Below are 15,014 nucleotides of genomic sequence, written 5' to 3' on the forward strand. Positions count from 1 at the left end.
AAACAAAAAGCCCCGGCGGACCGGGGCTTTTTCGTTCTTTCGCTACATCAGAAGCGGTAGCTCAGAGCAGCGCCAAAGCCGTGGGCACTGTTTTCGTAGGTGGCGTTGTAGGTGCCACGGGTCGGACTATTCCGGCGAACCTTGGTGTCTTCTTCCCATAGATAGGAGTAGGCCAGGTCGACGGTGATGTCGTCCGTTGGGTTCCAGCCTAGGCCGAAACTCACCGCAGTACGGTCACCGGAAGGGATGCGCGGCGAACGATCCACATTGTTGGTGGGGCTCTGGTCGAAGGCCAGACCGGTACGCAGCGTCCACTCGCGGTTCAGTTTGTAAGCCGCACCGAGCGCATAGGACCAGGTGTCATGCCATTCCTGATCTTCGATGATCGGGTTGAGCGGGCCAGAAGGAAGTCCTTCGTTTTCGATGACGATCGCTTCGAAGCGGCTCCAACGTGTCAGCATGGCGCCGGCGTACAGCGTCCATTGGTCGTTGAGTTCGTGCGTGACAGAGACGTCGATGGATTCGGGCGTGGTCAGATCCAGCGATGCATCGTACTTGCCACCGAGCTGAGTTAGGCCGAAACCTTCTTTCAGCTCGGTATCGCCTTCCAGGGTGTACTCAACTTTAGAGCGATAGGTCAGGCCCATCCGAGTATGAGGGGTGAATTCGTAAAGGATACCGGCGTTGAAGCCAACGGCGGTGTCGTCACCTTTAACGTTTACACGCCCATCGGGAATTCCAGGTCCGAGGTACGTCGCGCTCTGAAGTTCACCATCGATGCGGTTTAAGGTCGGGCCGAAACCAACAGACAGTTTTTCATTGAAGCGGTAGCTGATCGTCGGTTGAACCGTGATGACTCTGACTTCGCTGTAGTCGCCGTGATAGCGACCCTGATAACCGCCTTCGTAGTCCGAAATCATGCCGAACGGTACATAAAGGCCTACACCCACGGCCCACTTCTCATCGATCGGCTTGACGTAGTAGCCCATAGGTACTGCGGTGAACGGGACCATATCGCCATCGTTACTGCCGCTAACGGGTGTGCCAAATGCAGTGGTAGCTGATGTGTCCTTTATATCGGTCTTCGCATGAATCGCCGCCATGCCGAAGCTGACTTCCTCACGCTTCAGGCGGGACATGCCGGCAGGGTTGCCGAACAGGGTGGTGGCGTCGTCGGCGGAAGAGGAGCGACCTGCGAAGGAGGTGCCCATGCCACTGATGCTTTGTTCGTTGAGGGCAAAACCGGCGGCCATGGCCTGGGTGGACAAGGCGCCTACGGCTACCGCGAGCGCGGTCTTCAACCATGTTGTTTTCATTGTTCTACTACTCCGGGATGAAAGCGGGTCGGAACCTAGCAACTTTCTCCGACAGGTAGCAAGACAATGAATTGCAATTTTTCGTAAAGATGACGACTAACGGTCGTGAAAACAAATGTAACTTCGGTGAAAACCCCGTGGACGTATTCTGACTGGCGAGCCACGCTGCGCGTTGGGCGCAGCGGGTCTCGTCGGTATCAGGCGCGTGGCCGGCTTGGGTCGGTGATCCATTCGCTCCATGAACCTGGGTACAGCGTCGCCAACGGGTAGCCTGCCAGACAGAGCGCGAACAGGTTGTGACAGGCGGTGACACCGGAGCCGCAATAGGCCACCGCGGTTCGCGGTGACTTGCCGTCTAGCAGCTGATCGAATCGGCCGCGTAGCTGCTCGGCATCGAGAAAGCGACCATCACTGCCCAGGTTCTCGCTGAAGGGTACGCAAACGGCACCTGGAATATGCCCGCCGATCGGGTCTATGGGCTCGACCTCGCCGAGGAAACGCGGCAGGGCGCGTGCGTCGAGCAGTGCCAGCTCGGGGCTATGCAGGCGTTCTTGCAGTCGCGCTGCATCGACGACCATGCTGTCGTCTGCGTTGCCGTCGAAATGGCCCGGCTGCACCTCGGGCGTGGTGCTTTCCATTGGCAACCCCGCTTCTCGCCAAGCGTTTACGCCCCCGTCCAGCAGGTAGACGCCCTCACGCTTGCCCAGCCACAGCAACAGCCACCACGCCCGAGCGGCAAACGCGCCGGGGCCGTCGTCATAGAGCACCACTTCGCTGCCGTCACCTAGGCCCCATTGGCGCAGGCGAGTCAGCAACTGCTCAGGATCCGGCAGTGGGTGGCGCCCGGTGGTGCCGGGGATCACCGGGCCAGACAGGTCTTTTTCCAGATCGGCGAACTGCGCCCCGGGAATATGCGCCTCCCTGTAACTACGTTCGCCATACGCCGGATCTTCCAGGGCGAACCGGCAATCCAGAATCAGCAGGTCGGGGGTGTGCAGGCGCTGGGCAAGCTCAGCGGAAGTAATGAGTTGGGCCAGTGGCATCGGTGCGGCTCCAGGCGGATTGATCGGCCAACACTACCAGCGCGCGTGGCGGTCATGAATGCCCCGGCCGCTCGGATGCTCGATATATACTGCGCGCCTCGTTCGGCCGCGCGCCGGTCGTCAGCCGAAAAGGAGGGCCGTGTGGCCATCGAAACTCAATGGGTTCTGGATGATGAACATCTGACCCGCCTGTGCGCCGAATGGCGCCAGCTGCCCTATGTGGCAGTGGATACCGAATTCATGAGGGTCGATACCTTCTACCCCATCGCCGGGCTGATACAGGTCGGTGACGGGCGGCGTGCCTATCTGATCGACCCGCTGAGCGTACGTGACTGGTCCGCGTTTGCCGCGTTGCTGCAAGACCCGGCGGTGGTGAAAGTGCTGCACGCCTGCAGCGAAGACCTCGAAGTACTGCTGCGTCTGACCGGTAGCCTGCCGCAGCCGCTGTTCGACACCCAGCTGGCGGCCGGTTACCTGAATATCGGTTTCTCCATGGGCTACTCGCGGCTGGTCCAGGCGGTACTCGGCATCGAGTTGCCCAAGGGCGAAACGCGCTCGGACTGGTTGCAGCGGCCTCTGAGCCACATGCAGGTGCAATATGCCGCCGAGGATGCCCAGCATCTGGCCGAATTGTACGAAGCACTGCTGCCGAAGCTGTCCGAGGACAAGCGTGCCTGGGTACTGGAGGATGGTGCCGAGCTGGTGGCCAACCTGCAGCGCGAATCCGATCCCGATGAAGCCTACCGTGATGTGAAGCAGGCCTGGCGGCTCAAGCCGCAGCAGCTCGCCGTGCTCAAAGTGCTGACGGCCTGGCGCGAGCGTCAGGCCCGTGCGCGCAACCAACCGCGCAATCGCGTGCTGCGCGAAGCCAGTCTCTGGCCGCTGGCGCGCACCCAGCCGCGCGATCTGGTGACGCTGGCCCGGATCGAGGACATGCATCCGCGTACCGTGCGCCAGGATGGTGAATTGCTGCTGGAGATGATCCGTGAGGCCGCGGCGACGCCCGAACAGGATTGGCCGGCACCGCTGCCGGAGCCATTGCCGCTGGAGGTGTCGTCCGTACTGAAAAAGCTGCGTGCGGTCGGCCAGCGCGAAGCGCAGGTGTTGGATATCGCACCGGAGCTGATGTTGCGCAAGAAAACGCTCGAGGCGCTGCTCAAGAGCGGCTATCCCGATGGACCCTATGAACTGCCCGAATCGCTGCGCGGCTGGCGCCGTGAGCGGATGGGGCAAGCCCTGCTCGATGCTCTGGAAAAACGACCATGAAAGTCATCTGTTCCATCTACAAAAGCCCACGCAAGGACGGAATGTACCTTTACGTCGAAAAGCGCGATGCGCTCAAGCGTGTCCCCGAAGGCCTGATCGCGGCGTTCGGGCCGCCGCAGCTGGCCTTCGAAATGGTGCTGACGCCCGAGCGCCAGCTGGCACGCGAAGACATCACCAAGGTGCTCGCCAATCTCCAGGCACAGGGTTATCACCTGCAGATGCCGCCCGCCGAGGATGATTACATCGAGCATCTGCCCGAAGAGCTGCTGCGCATGAACGATCCGATGTAAATCCCTGCTCGATCCTGACGCTGGACAAGATGCGTCGGCCGGATCGGAACTACGCTCTTCTGACCGTACATGCGTAAGGAGACGACGATGAAAACGCGTTCTTTGGTGATCGGTTCGGTAATGGCGGCTCTGGCGATGTCGGCCGGCGCGCAGGCGCCCTCCAGCGATAACGAAGCCTGGCAGCAGCATTGGCAGAAGATGCAGGAGTCCCGGCAGGCCTGGCAGTCTGCGAAGACCCCGCAGGAGCGACAGAAACTTCGCGAAGAGCATTGGCAGAGCATGCAGTCCGGTATGGGTGGCATGGCCGGCTGCCCGATGGGCGGGCCCGGCGGCGGGATGGGCAAGCAGGGTGGCAAGCCGATGCAGGGCGCCATGGGTGGCGGCATGATGGGCGCGCCGTCCAAGGAGATGCTCGACATGCGTATCCAGCACATGGAGCAGATGCTCGAGCAGATGCGTAGTCACCGGCAGATGCTCGACAAGCAGTAGCGCTCGATGTAGCCGCCGGCTCCTACCGGCGGCATCCGCCTGGCGGCTCTTGGCCGGACATCCGACAGTGGCTAGACTTGCCGGTTTTTACCGGTAGTGACAGTCATGGCGGCCAAGGTCGAACCCTTCTGGATGCGCAAAACCCTTGCCGAACTCGATGCGGCGGAATGGGAGTCGCTGTGCGACGGATGCGGCCTCTGCTGCCTGCAGAAGCTCGAGGACGAGGAAGACGGCGCCGTTTACTACACACGTATCGCCTGCAAGCTGCTCGACTTGAAGACCTGCCGCTGCAGCGATTATCCCAACCGGCGCGCCAGTGTACCGGACTGCATACAGCTGAACGCTTCCGATGCTGCTCAGTTCAAATGGCTACCGCCCACCTGCGCCTACCGCCTTGTGGCCGAGCGCAAGGACCTGCCGCTCTGGCATCACCTGGTCTGTGGCGACCCTGAAGCGGTGCACGTCGAGCGGGTTTCCCAGTCGGGCCGGATGCTCGCCGAAGGCAGCGTTGCCGAGGAGCACTGGGAAGATCACCTGATTTTCCGTGCCGGTTGAATCTAAGCCTCGTTTGCATCGTCTCAAGATCAGCACACCCCGCGTGTTTCCGATGGAGTTCTCCTTGATGCTTGTTCGACTGCTGTCGCTGTTCGCTCTTGTTCTTTTCGTCAGCGCCGAGGCCCACGCGGCCAAGCGGGTCGACCTGGACTATCTCGTGCGTTTTCTGCCCGACGAGGATCAGGCCGAGGTGCAACTGATCCTGGAGAAAGGCGAAGCGGTTCGTAGCCTGGAGTTCAATCTGGGCGATGACGGCTACTACAGCGATTTCGTAGCGGATGGCGAGTGGTTGCAGGCGTCGCCGGAGCGTGGTGCCTGGCGACCCGCCGAAGGCAAGGCGCGTCTCAGCTACCGCGTGCGTATCAGCCATCCGCGCGACAACGGACGCTACGACGCACGGATGACCAGTGATTGGGCGCTGTTCCGTGGCGATGATCTGGTGCCGCCGGCCCGGCTCGATCAGGTCGACGGTGTGAAACTGGTTTCGCGCATCACCTTCGAGCTGCCCGAGGGTTGGAAGAGCATCGAAACCGGCTGGCCGCGTGTCGGCAAGAATCGCTTCCGCGTGGATAACCGTGAGCGGCTGTTCGACCGGCCGACCGGCTGGATGCTCGCCGGCAAGCTCGGTACCCGTCGCGCCAAGCTCGGCGAAACGGACGTCACCATCGCGGCGCCGGTTGGCGAGGGCGTCCGGCGGATGGATATTCTGACGATGCTGACCTTCGTCTGGCCGCAGGTACAGAATGTCTTTCCCCGCGACCCGGCGAAACTGCTCATCGTCGGTGCCGGCGACCCCATGTGGCGTGGCGGGTTGTCCGGTCCGAACTCCCTGTACATGCACGCCGACCGGCCGATGGTCAGCGAGAACGGTACAAGCTCGCTGGTGCATGAGCTTGTTCACGTCTTTAGCCGCATCAAGGACAGCGACCGCAGTGACTGGATCACTGAGGGGTTGGCCGAGTACTACGCCATTGAGCTGGTGCGTCGCGCCGGTGGCATGAGCGAAGACCGCTACCAGGCGGTACGTGAGCATCTGACCAAGTGGAGTCGCAAGGTCGACAGCTTGCGCACCGAGCGCTCGACAGGGCCGATCACCGCCCGTGCCGTGCTGCTGTTGCAGGAGCTGGACAAGGAGATCCGTCAGCGCAGCAAGGGCCGCCATTCGCTCGACGACGTCAGTCGTGGCTTGATGCGCATGGATACGGTCAGCACCGACGCCTTCATCGAAATGACCGAGACGCTGCTGGGTGGTGGCTCGAAGGTGCTCGATACGCGCCTGCTGCGCTGACGGCGGCCGCGGTAGCGTCGTTGGCCTTGTCCTGAGCCCGAGGAGATCTCATGTCCGTGATTGATCTACGAAGCGACACCGTTACCCAGCCCACCGCAGCAATGCGCGAAGCGATGCTTGCCGCCGAAACCGGTGACGATGTCTATGGCGAAGATCCAACGGTCATTCTGCTCGAACGGCGCCTCGCAGCCGACCTAGGCTTCTCTGCGGGGATGTTCGTGCCGTCCGGCACCATGAGCAATCTGCTGGCGCTGATGGCGCACTGCGAGCGTGGCGATGAATACATCGTCGGGCAGCAGGCCCATACCTACAAATACGAGGGCGGCGGAGCGGCCGTGCTCGGCTCGATCCAGCCCCAGCCGATCGAAATGGAAGCCGACGGAACGCTGGATCTGGCGCGTGTCGAGGCTGCGATCAAACCAGACAATTTTCACTTTGCCCGCAGTCGCCTGCTCGCGCTGGAAAACACCATGCATGGCAAGGTTCTGCCGCTGGACTACTTGGCCGCGGCTCGCGACTTCAGCCATCGTCACGGGCTGGCGCTGCACCTTGATGGCGCGCGGCTGTACAACGCTGCAGTGAAGCTCGGCTGCGATGCGTGCGAGATCACCCGGCATTTCGATACGGTGTCGGTCTGCCTGTCCAAGGGCCTCGGCGCGCCAGTCGGCTCGGTGCTGTGCGGCAGCGAGGCGTTCATCGCCAAGGCTCGGCGTCTACGCAAGATGGTCGGCGGCGGCATGCGCCAGGCCGGCATTCTCGCCGCCGCTGGCTTGTACGCGCTGGAGCACAACATCGGGCGATTGGCCGATGATCATCGTCGTGCACTACAGCTCGGCGATGAGTTGGCAGCCCTCGGCTTCGCTGTGGAGCCGGTGCAGACCAACATGGTCTATGTCGAGATGGGGGAAAAGGCAGCGGCGCTGACGGCCTTCTGCGCGCAGCGTGGCATTCGCCTGACGCCTGCGACTCGGCTGCGGCTGGTTACCCATATGGACCTGCATGACGAGCATCTTCCGGTAGTGGTGAATGCATTCGCCGAATTTGCCGAAAACATGGGCCGTTGCTGACGTCGAATTGCTTGATTCAATCGCCTTTATCCCCTATACCCGGCGCGCAGGCCCGATATAATGCGGCCCTTTGCCGGCTATCCGTTGGGTAGTTGCGAACCGGTTTTCGGTAGTCTCGCCTCGCCGTGTCGTTTTGCAGCCGTTCGGCCGCAGTCCTCTGGAAGAAATCTATGAAAAGCGCAGAAATCCGTGAAGCCTTCCTCCGCTTCTTCGAAGAGAAGGGCCACACACGCGTGGCCTCAAGTTCGCTGATTCCGGCGAACGACCCAACCCTGTTGTTCACCAACGCCGGCATGAACCAGTTCAAGGACTGCTTCCTCGGCCTGGAAAAGCGCGCCTACACCCGCGCCACCACCAGCCAGAAGTGCGTGCGGGCGGGCGGCAAGCACAATGACCTGGAGAACGTCGGCTACACCGCGCGTCACCACACCTTCTTCGAGATGCTCGGCAACTTCAGCTTCGGCGACTATTTCAAGCGCGACGCCATCACTTACGCCTGGGAGTTCCTCACGTCCGAGAAGTGGCTGAACCTGCCCAAGGAGAAGCTCTGGGTCACCGTCTATGCCAGCGACGATGAGGCCTACGACATCTGGACCAAGGAAGTCGGCGTGCCAGCCGAGCGCATGGTGCGAATCGGTGACAACAAGGGCGCCCCTTACGCGTCGGACAACTTCTGGGCGATGGGCGACACCGGCCCATGCGGTCCCTGCACCGAGATTTTCTTCGACCACGGCGAGCACATCTGGGGCGGCCCGCCCGGCTCGCCGGAGGAAGATGGCGATCGCTATATCGAGATATGGAACAACGTCTTCATGCAGTTCAACCGCACGGCCGATGGCGTCATGCATCCGCTGCCGGCGCCGAGTGTCGACACCGGGATGGGCCTCGAGCGCATCAGTGCGGTCCTGCAGCACGTCAACTCGAACTATGAAATCGATCTGTTCCAGAGCCTGCTCAACGCAGCGGCGGATGCCATCGGCTGCGCCAACGAAGGTCAGGCTTCACTGAAGGTCGTCGCCGACCATATCCGCTCCTGCGGCTTCCTCATCGCCGACGGCGTGACCCCGTCCAACGAAGGCCGCGGTTACGTCCTGCGCCGCATCGTTCGCCGTGCCTGCCGTCACGGCAACAAGCTGGGCGCCAAAGGCAGCTTCTTCCACCGTATCGTCGCCGCACTCGTTGCGGAAATGGGCGATGCGTTCCCTGAACTCAAGCAGCAGCAGGCGCATATCGAGCGTGTGCTGAAGAACGAGGAAGAACAGTTCGCCAAGACCCTGGAGCAGGGCCTGAAAATCCTCGAGCAGGATCTGGCTGGCCTGACCGGCAGCGTCATACCCGGCGATGTGGTGTTCAAGCTGTACGACACCTACGGCTTCCCGGTCGACCTGACCGGCGACATCGCCCGCGAGCGCAATCTGACCCTCGACGAAGACGGTTTCGAACGTGAAATGCAGGCGCAGCGTGAGCGTGCGCGTTCGGCCAGTGCCTTCGGCATGGACTACAACAGCTTGGTAAAAGTGGAAGGCGAAACGCGCTTCCTCGGTTACCAGGGCACATCCGGTGCCGGTAAGGTGCTTGCGCTGTTCAAGGAAGGCATGGTGGTCGACAGCCTGAGCGCTGGCGAGGAAGGCGTCGTGGTGCTCGATCAGACGCCGTTCTATGCGGAGTCCGGCGGCCAGATTGGTGACTGTGGTTATCTCGAAGCTCAGGGCTTGCGTTTCGATGTTCGCGATACCAGCAAAGCCGGCAGCGCCTTCCTGCATCACGGCATCGTCGACAGCGGCACGCTGCACGTAGGTGCGGATGTCGAGGCGACTGTCGATGCGTCCGTGCGCCAGGCCACTGCGCTCAACCATTCGGCAACCCACCTGCTGCATGCCGCGCTGCGCGAGATTCTTGGCGAGCACGTCAGCCAGAAGGGCTCGCTGGTTGACAGCCAGCGCCTGCGCTTCGACTTCAGCCACTTCGAGGCGATCAAGCCAGAGCAGCTGCGCGCCCTGGAGGATCGGGTCAACGCCGAGATTCGCCGCAACTCCGCGGTGGAGATCGAGGAAACCGATATCGATACCGCCAAGGCCAAGGGCGCGATGGCGTTGTTCGGTGAAAAGTACGGTGACTCCGTGCGGGTGCTGACCATGGGCGGTGGCTTCTCGGTCGAGTTGTGCGGCGGTACTCACGTAAACCGCACTGGCGACATCGGGCTGTTCAAGATCACCAGCGAAGGCGGCGTGGCGGCTGGTGTTCGGCGGATCGAGGCGGTCACTGGCGCACCTGCATTGGCCTACCTCAATGCAGCCGAGGAACAGCTGAAAGAGGCGGCGAACCTGGTCAAGGGCAGCCGTGACAATCTGCTCGACAAGCTCGGTGGGATTCTTGAGCGCAACCGTCAGCTGGAGAAGGAACTCGAGCAGCTCAAGGCGAAGGCGGCCAGCGCAGCAGGCAACGACCTGGCGACCTCCGCCTTGGACGTGAAGGGCGTGCGCGTGCTTGCTGCGCGCCAGGACGGGCTGGACGGCAAGGCGTTGCTGGCGCTGGTCGACCAGCTGAAGAACAAGTTGGGCAGCGCCGTCATCCTCCTGGGTGGTGTTCAGGACGATAAAGTGGTGCTGGTCGCGGGCGTAACCCAGGACCTGACTGGTCGTTTGAAAGCCGGCGACCTGATGAAGCAGGCCGCGGCAGCGGTTGGCGGCAAGGGGGGCGGTCGTCCGGATATGGCGCAAGGCGGCGGCAGCGAGCCGGCCAAGCTGGATGATGCGCTGGCACTTGCGGTGCCATTTACCGAGCAGGGGCTTTGATTCAGTTACCGTGCTGCGTCCCGCCGGCGCCCGTCGAGCGGGTCTGGTTGAGTCGGTGCTTGGCAGGTTTCGGGGTTGTTTGATTAATGATCGCCCCTCAGGGGCTCTAGGCGGCTAACAATGGCTTTGATCGTACAGAAGTTTGGAGGCACCTCGGTCGGCACTGTCGAGCGGATCGAGCAGGTGGCCGAGAAGGTCAAGAAGTTCCGCGACGGTGGAGACGATATCGTCGTGGTCGTCTCGGCAATGAGTGGCGAAACCAACCGCCTGATCGATCTCGCCAAGCAGATCAGTGATCAGCCGGTCGCCCGAGAGTTGGATGTGATGGTTTCCACCGGTGAGCAGGTGACCATTGCCCTGTTGGCGATGGCGCTTATCAAGCGCGGCGTACCGGCGGTGTCCTACACTGGCAATCAGGTTCGTATCCTCACCGACAGCGCCCATACCAAGGCGCGCATCCTGCAGATCGATGGCCAGCGGATCCAGCGCGACATCAAGGCTGGGCGCGTTGTTGTGGTGGCTGGCTTCCAGGGCGTGGACGAGAAGGGCAATATCACTACCTTGGGTCGTGGCGGCTCGGATACCACAGGCGTGGCGCTGGCCGCTGCGCTGAAGGCCGACGAATGCCAGATCTATACCGATGTGGATGGCGTCTATACCACCGATCCTCGGGTCGTGGCCAAGGCTCAGCGACTGGACAAGATCACCTTCGAGGAGATGCTGGAAATGGCCAGCCTCGGCTCCAAGGTGCTACAGATTCGGGCGGTTGAGTTCGCCGGTAAGTACAGCGTCCCGCTGCGCGTACTGCACAGTTTTCAGGAGGGTCCGGGTACCCTCATTACCCTTGATGAAGAGGAATCCATGGAACAGCCCATCATTTCCGGCATCGCCTTCAACCGCGACGAGGCCAAGCTGACCATCCGTGGGGTCCCGGATACGCCCGGCGTGGCGTTCAAGATCCTCGGGCCGATCAGCGCCGCGAACGTTGAAGTGGATATGATCGTGCAGAACGTCGCGCACGATAACACCACCGACTTCACGTTCACTGTGCATCGCAACGACTACAACAATGCGTTGCAGGTATTGCAGGGCATTGCATCCGAGATGGGCGCTCGTGAGGTCATCGGCGATACGGATATCGCCAAGGTGTCCATCGTCGGCGTAGGCATGCGTTCGCATGCCGGCGTAGCCAGCCGCATGTTCGAGGCCCTGGCCAAGGAAAATATCAACATCCAGATGATTTCGACGTCGGAAATCAAAGTGTCGGTAGTGATCGAGGAGAAGTACCTCGAGCTTGCCGTGCGTGCTTTGCATACTGCGTTCGAACTTGATGCGCCCGCCGGCAATACTGCGGAATGATTCGCAGAAGGCGCGCTAGTCCGCGCCTTCTGTCGTATTGGGTCATGCGAAAAGGAACTTTAGGCTCCTGCGCGCGGGTCAATACCTGTTGAAAGGCTCTAGCTTCATGTTTTACGGACATTTTCCGTATTTATCTTTGCAGACTGTTTACTGAACTGAATCCGTTTAAGGAGAAAGGAATGCTGATTCTGACTCGCCGGGTTGGAGAAACCCTGATGGTGGGTGACGATGTGACTGTCACCGTGTTGGGTGTGAAAGGAAACCAAGTACGTATCGGCGTCAATGCGCCCAAGGAGGTGGCGGTGCATCGCGAGGAGATTTACCAACGGATCCAGAAAGAGAAGGATCAGGAACCAAGCCACTAATTTTTCTGTAATTTTCGGCTTTGCAAACGGGGCAAAGATGGGTATTATGCGCCCCGTGTTGCGGAGAGGTGGCCGAGTGGCCGAAGGCGCTCCCCTGCTAAGGGAGTACACCTCAAAAGGGTGTCGGGGGTTCGAATCCCCCCTTCTCCGCCATTTTGCATTTTAGGGTTCAAGGTTCTCGCGGCAGCCTGCTTTCACGCAAGAAAGCGCCACGGCAAAGTGCTTGACCGTCAATGTTTACTCCCTATAATGCGCACGCTCAGCGCACTCATAGCTCAGCTGGATAGAGTACTCGGCTACGAACCGAGCGGTCGGAGGTTCGAATCCTCCTGAGTGCGCCACACTTCGAATGATCGGCAGAAATGCGGATCACTCAAGCCACCAGCGGTGATCTGGTCTAACAAGCACTTACGCACTCATAGCTCAGCTGGATAGAGTACTCGGCTACGAACCGAGCGGTCGGAGGTTCGAATCCTCCTGAGTGCGCCAACCAAGAGAAGGGCCTGCAGCGATGCAGGCCCTTTTTCGTTTTCGAGCGTTAGCGTCTACCAAGAACGCAGCCGAACTCGTCGAAGCTGACGGTGCGTACCTGGCCGCTGCTGCTGCGAAAGCGCAGGCGTTCTCGCCCGTTGCTGCTTGTGATGCTCTCCGGTCGTCCGAATGCGCTTTCGACGTCACTGCGAGTCATGCCGGTGCGGATCTGTTTGTTGATGATCGCGCTGCGCCGTTCGCTGCCGGTTACTCTGTTGCCGCAACCGTCATCTCGTTCGGCGACTATCGCCAGGCTTTCGCCTTCACTTCCGGCAGGGCTTTTCCTGGTCTTGAGGGTCGCCATTGGCACGGCTTTCCCTGAGCTGGGTGTTGGATTGGTTGCGCGCTGCCGTTGCTGTCTTTGGTTTTCCGGGCAACCTTGCTGGCTGAAGGTGACATGCCCGGATTGGTCGATGCAGCGAAATACGCTTGCTGAAAATGCGGGGGTGGATAGCAATAGCAGGCTCACGCCTATGGACAGTGCTCTCATTCTCGTCCTCCATGACTGAACAACTGTCCATTCAGGCTACTCAATAAAAGCTGCTCGTACATTCGTGTCTCTTCGCAGCGTGAAGGCGTCGACAGAATGTCGGCTTCTCCGTCGCAAGCGCTTCTGCATCTTTGACGCAGCCCTTGTGATGGCCGTGTTTGAGCGCGTCGGGCCGCTGATTGCGATGTTATGATGCCCGCATCTGCCCCTCAGGGTTTGTGGAACAACCTTTCTTTATGGACTTACCCAGTAGTCGTTCACGTTTCCAATTTGCCAATCACGTACTGATTGATTGATTTTCCCTGGCGTGCTCCCGGCCAGGGTGGAGTGCGCCATGACAGAAGTAGAAGCAAAAAAGCCCCAAGAGACCCTGCAGGATCGCCTGGCGCAGGTGGTCGATCTGCTGCAGCGCCGTCGCCTCGGTGAGGACGGGGAGTACCGGCAGGACGGCGAGCAGGGTGAGATCTACGACGAGAGTCAGATTCTCGCCGAGCTGCAACGCAAGCTCGACGAATTGCATCCTGCTGACGTCGCTCACATTCTCGAAGCGCTGCCGCTCGAAGAGCGACTGACCGTCTGGCAACTGGTCAAGGCCGAGCGAGACGGCGATATCCTGCTTGAGGTGTCCGACGCAGTTCGGGAAACGCTGATCGCCGATATGGACGATCACGAACTGCTTGCCGCGGCGAAGGAAATGGACGCCGACGAGCTGGCAGACCTGGCGCCGGAGTTGCCGCGCGACGTCGTTCATGAGTTGATGGAAAGCCTCGATGCGCAACAGCGCGAGCGCGTGCGATCAGCGCTGTCCTACGAAGAGGATCAGGTCGGGGCGCTGATGGACTTCGAGATGGTGACCATCCGTGAGGATGTCAGTCTCGAAGTGGTGTTGCGTTATCTGCGCCGCCTCAAGGAGTTGCCGGGCCACACCGACAAGCTGTTCGTGGTCGACTACGACGGCGTGCTCAAGGGCGTGCTCCCGATCAAGCGTTTACTGGTTAACGATCCGGACAAGCAGGTCGCGGAGGTGATGGCCAGCGATCCCGTCACCTTTCACCCGGATGAAGACGCCTATGACGCGGCGCAGGCCTTCGAACGTTATGACTTGGTATCGACGCCGGTCGTCGACAAGGGTGGCAAGCTGATCGGGCGTCTGACCATCGATGAGATGGTTGACCTGATCCGTGAGGAGAGTGAAAGCGAAGTTCTCAACATGGCCGGTCTGCGCGAGGAGGAAGACATCTTCGCCTCCGTCTGGAAATCCGTCCGTAACCGTTGGGCCTGGCTCGCGGTCAACCTGGTCACTGCATTTATCGCCTCCCGGGTAATCGGCCTGTTCGATGGCTCGATCGAGAAGCTGGTGGCCCTCGCGGCCCTGATGCCAATTGTCGCAGGCATTGGCGGAAATTCGGGTAATCAGACAATCACCATGATCGTGCGCGCAATGGCGTTGGATCAGGTGGGTACCGGTAATACGACCCGACTGTTGCGCAAGGAGGTCGGGGTTGGCCTGGTCAACGGGCTGGTCTGGGGTGGTGTGATCGGTGCGGTGGCCTGGTGGCTGTATGGCAGCTGGTCTCTGGGGGTAGTCATGACGGCGGCTATGACACTGAACCTGCTGCTCGCTGCGCTTATGGGGGTGCTGATTCCTATGACGCTGGCGCGCCTGGGGCGCGATCCGGCAATGGGGGCAAGCGTCATGATCACTGCCATGACAGACAGCGGCGGGTTCTTCATTTTCCTTGGATTGGCGACCATTTTTCTGCTGTAGCGGTACTTTTCGCGCTTTATTGGGGTTTGCCTTATTTCGCTGTTTCGGGCTAAGGTTCGGCCGTTTCGTGTGTCGCGAAACGTGTCCGAACCCACGCAGCGAATAACAAGCAGCTTGAGCTGCTGACAAGGGAACTCCCGATGACCCCCAGCCAACTCCTGCTCGAAGGCGTCGAACTCATGCTGTTCGGCATCGGTTTCGTCTTCGCCTTTCTCGTTCTGTTGATCCTCTGCATTCGCTTGATGTCCTACCTCGCCGGCCGCTTCGTCACTGAGCCGGCGCCTCGAGTAGCGGCCGCTCAGGTTACGAGCGCTGAAACAGATGCGGATATTCTTGCAGCCATCCAGGCCGCGATTCATCAACACCGCGCGCGACGCGGTTGACTCTGGAAA

Annotated in this window: 14 protein-coding genes and 3 tRNA genes; 14 read left to right on the forward strand and 3 right to left on the reverse strand. The window is 60.7% G+C overall.

Translation table 11 applies throughout. The features are described 5' to 3' along the window. Window positions 1-47 precede the first annotated feature (47 nt). Window positions 48-1,316: an OmpP1/FadL family transporter gene (locus LW136_RS07745; RefSeq protein WP_234174891.1), complete on the reverse strand. Its 1,269-nt coding sequence runs from the start codon at window positions 1,314-1,316 to the stop codon at window positions 48-50. Window positions 1,317-1,513: 197 nt separating this feature from the next. Next, window positions 1,514-2,359, reverse strand: a complete 846-nt coding sequence (locus LW136_RS07750; RefSeq protein WP_234174892.1) for a sulfurtransferase — start codon at window positions 2,357-2,359, stop codon at window positions 1,514-1,516. Between the two features lie 141 nt (window positions 2,360-2,500). Between LW136_RS07750 and rnd the strand changes: the two genes are divergently transcribed. From rnd to LW136_RS07810, 12 genes are all read left to right on the forward strand, one after another. Beyond that, the gene (gene rnd, locus LW136_RS07755; RefSeq protein WP_234174893.1) at window positions 2,501-3,625 is read left to right on the forward strand and encodes a ribonuclease D; all 1,125 of its coding nucleotides are present in this window, start codon (window positions 2,501-2,503) and stop codon (window positions 3,623-3,625) included. Continuing rightward, window positions 3,622-3,915 carry a YcgL domain-containing protein gene (locus tag LW136_RS07760; protein ID WP_014819737.1) on the forward strand — a complete coding sequence of 98 codons (294 nt, stop codon included), beginning with the start codon at window positions 3,622-3,624 and terminating at the stop codon, window positions 3,913-3,915. Before rnd ends, LW136_RS07760 begins: the two co-directional genes overlap by 4 nt. Before the next feature lie 87 nt (window positions 3,916-4,002). Next, window positions 4,003-4,404, forward strand: coding sequence for a hypothetical protein (locus LW136_RS07765; RefSeq protein WP_234174894.1), 402 nt, complete (start codon window positions 4,003-4,005; stop codon window positions 4,402-4,404). Window positions 4,405-4,509: 105 nt separating this feature from the next. After that, the gene (locus LW136_RS07770; protein WP_234174895.1) at window positions 4,510-4,959 is read left to right on the forward strand and encodes a YcgN family cysteine cluster protein; all 450 of its coding nucleotides are present in this window, start codon (window positions 4,510-4,512) and stop codon (window positions 4,957-4,959) included. Window positions 4,960-5,026: 67 nt separating this feature from the next. Continuing rightward, window positions 5,027-6,247, forward strand: coding sequence for a M61 metallopeptidase family protein (locus tag LW136_RS07775; protein WP_234174896.1), 1,221 nt, complete (start codon window positions 5,027-5,029; stop codon window positions 6,245-6,247). A 50-nt stretch (window positions 6,248-6,297) separates the two neighbouring features. Continuing rightward, complete coding sequence (ltaE, locus tag LW136_RS07780) at window positions 6,298-7,314, forward strand: low-specificity L-threonine aldolase (protein ID WP_234174897.1); 1,017 nt, start codon at window positions 6,298-6,300, stop codon at window positions 7,312-7,314. A 170-nt stretch (window positions 7,315-7,484) separates the two neighbouring features. Beyond that, window positions 7,485-10,109: an alanine--tRNA ligase gene (gene alaS, locus LW136_RS07785; protein WP_234174898.1), complete on the forward strand. Its 2,625-nt coding sequence runs from the start codon at window positions 7,485-7,487 to the stop codon at window positions 10,107-10,109. A gap of 120 nt (window positions 10,110-10,229) precedes the next feature. Further along, window positions 10,230-11,468: an aspartate kinase gene (locus LW136_RS07790; RefSeq protein WP_003301319.1), complete on the forward strand. Its 1,239-nt coding sequence runs from the start codon at window positions 10,230-10,232 to the stop codon at window positions 11,466-11,468. Window positions 11,469-11,647: 179 nt separating this feature from the next. Then, the gene (gene csrA, locus LW136_RS07795) at window positions 11,648-11,833 is read left to right on the forward strand and encodes a carbon storage regulator CsrA (protein WP_003283978.1); all 186 of its coding nucleotides are present in this window, start codon (window positions 11,648-11,650) and stop codon (window positions 11,831-11,833) included. Between the two features lie 62 nt (window positions 11,834-11,895). Beyond that, window positions 11,896-11,986 (forward strand) — tRNA-Ser (locus LW136_RS07800). Window positions 11,987-12,097: 111 nt separating this feature from the next. Next, window positions 12,098-12,174 (forward strand) — tRNA-Arg (locus LW136_RS07805). A 71-nt stretch (window positions 12,175-12,245) separates the two neighbouring features. Then, window positions 12,246-12,322 (forward strand) — tRNA-Arg (locus LW136_RS07810). A gap of 49 nt (window positions 12,323-12,371) precedes the next feature. On the opposite strand, the gene LW136_RS07815 is transcribed toward LW136_RS07810, so the two are convergent. After that, entirely contained in the window at window positions 12,372-12,854 is a 483-nt protein-coding gene (locus LW136_RS07815) for a DUF4124 domain-containing protein (RefSeq protein WP_102833311.1), read from the reverse strand. Between the two features lie 334 nt (window positions 12,855-13,188). Between LW136_RS07815 and mgtE the strand changes: the two genes are divergently transcribed. After that, the gene (mgtE, locus tag LW136_RS07820) at window positions 13,189-14,622 is read left to right on the forward strand and encodes a magnesium transporter (RefSeq protein WP_014819745.1); all 1,434 of its coding nucleotides are present in this window, start codon (window positions 13,189-13,191) and stop codon (window positions 14,620-14,622) included. A gap of 140 nt (window positions 14,623-14,762) precedes the next feature. Next, window positions 14,763-15,005 (forward strand): OadG family protein, encoded by a 243-nt coding sequence (locus LW136_RS07825; RefSeq protein ID WP_234174899.1) that lies wholly within the window; start codon window positions 14,763-14,765, stop codon window positions 15,003-15,005. Window positions 15,006-15,014: the final 9 nt, after the last annotated feature.

This window comes from Stutzerimonas kunmingensis (assembly GCF_021432085.1).
Taxonomy (GTDB): Bacteria; Pseudomonadota; Gammaproteobacteria; order Pseudomonadales; family Pseudomonadaceae; genus Stutzerimonas.

Bases quoted from the DNA above. Each gene is read 5' to 3' on its own strand.
- LW136_RS07745 (WP_234174891.1), bottom strand. From the start codon at position 1,316: ATGAAAACAACATGGTTGAAGACCGCGCTCGCGGTAGCCGTAGGCGCC.
- LW136_RS07750 (WP_234174892.1), bottom strand. From the start codon at position 2,359: ATGCCACTGGCCCAACTCATTACTTCCGCTGAGCTTGCCCAGCGCCTG.
- LW136_RS07760 (WP_014819737.1), top strand. From the start codon at position 3,622: ATGAAAGTCATCTGTTCCATCTACAAAAGCCCACGCAAGGACGGAATG.
- LW136_RS07765 (WP_234174894.1), top strand. From the start codon at position 4,003: ATGAAAACGCGTTCTTTGGTGATCGGTTCGGTAATGGCGGCTCTGGCG.
- LW136_RS07770 (WP_234174895.1), top strand. From the start codon at position 4,510: ATGGCGGCCAAGGTCGAACCCTTCTGGATGCGCAAAACCCTTGCCGAA.
- LW136_RS07775 (WP_234174896.1), top strand. From the start codon at position 5,027: ATGCTTGTTCGACTGCTGTCGCTGTTCGCTCTTGTTCTTTTCGTCAGC.
- ltaE (WP_234174897.1), top strand. From the start codon at position 6,298: ATGTCCGTGATTGATCTACGAAGCGACACCGTTACCCAGCCCACCGCA.
- alaS (WP_234174898.1), top strand. From the start codon at position 7,485: ATGAAAAGCGCAGAAATCCGTGAAGCCTTCCTCCGCTTCTTCGAAGAG.
- LW136_RS07790 (WP_003301319.1), top strand. From the start codon at position 10,230: ATGGCTTTGATCGTACAGAAGTTTGGAGGCACCTCGGTCGGCACTGTC.
- csrA (WP_003283978.1), top strand. From the start codon at position 11,648: ATGCTGATTCTGACTCGCCGGGTTGGAGAAACCCTGATGGTGGGTGAC.
- LW136_RS07815 (WP_102833311.1), bottom strand. From the start codon at position 12,854: ATGAGAGCACTGTCCATAGGCGTGAGCCTGCTATTGCTATCCACCCCC.
- mgtE (WP_014819745.1), top strand. From the start codon at position 13,189: ATGACAGAAGTAGAAGCAAAAAAGCCCCAAGAGACCCTGCAGGATCGC.
- LW136_RS07825 (WP_234174899.1), top strand. From the start codon at position 14,763: ATGACCCCCAGCCAACTCCTGCTCGAAGGCGTCGAACTCATGCTGTTC.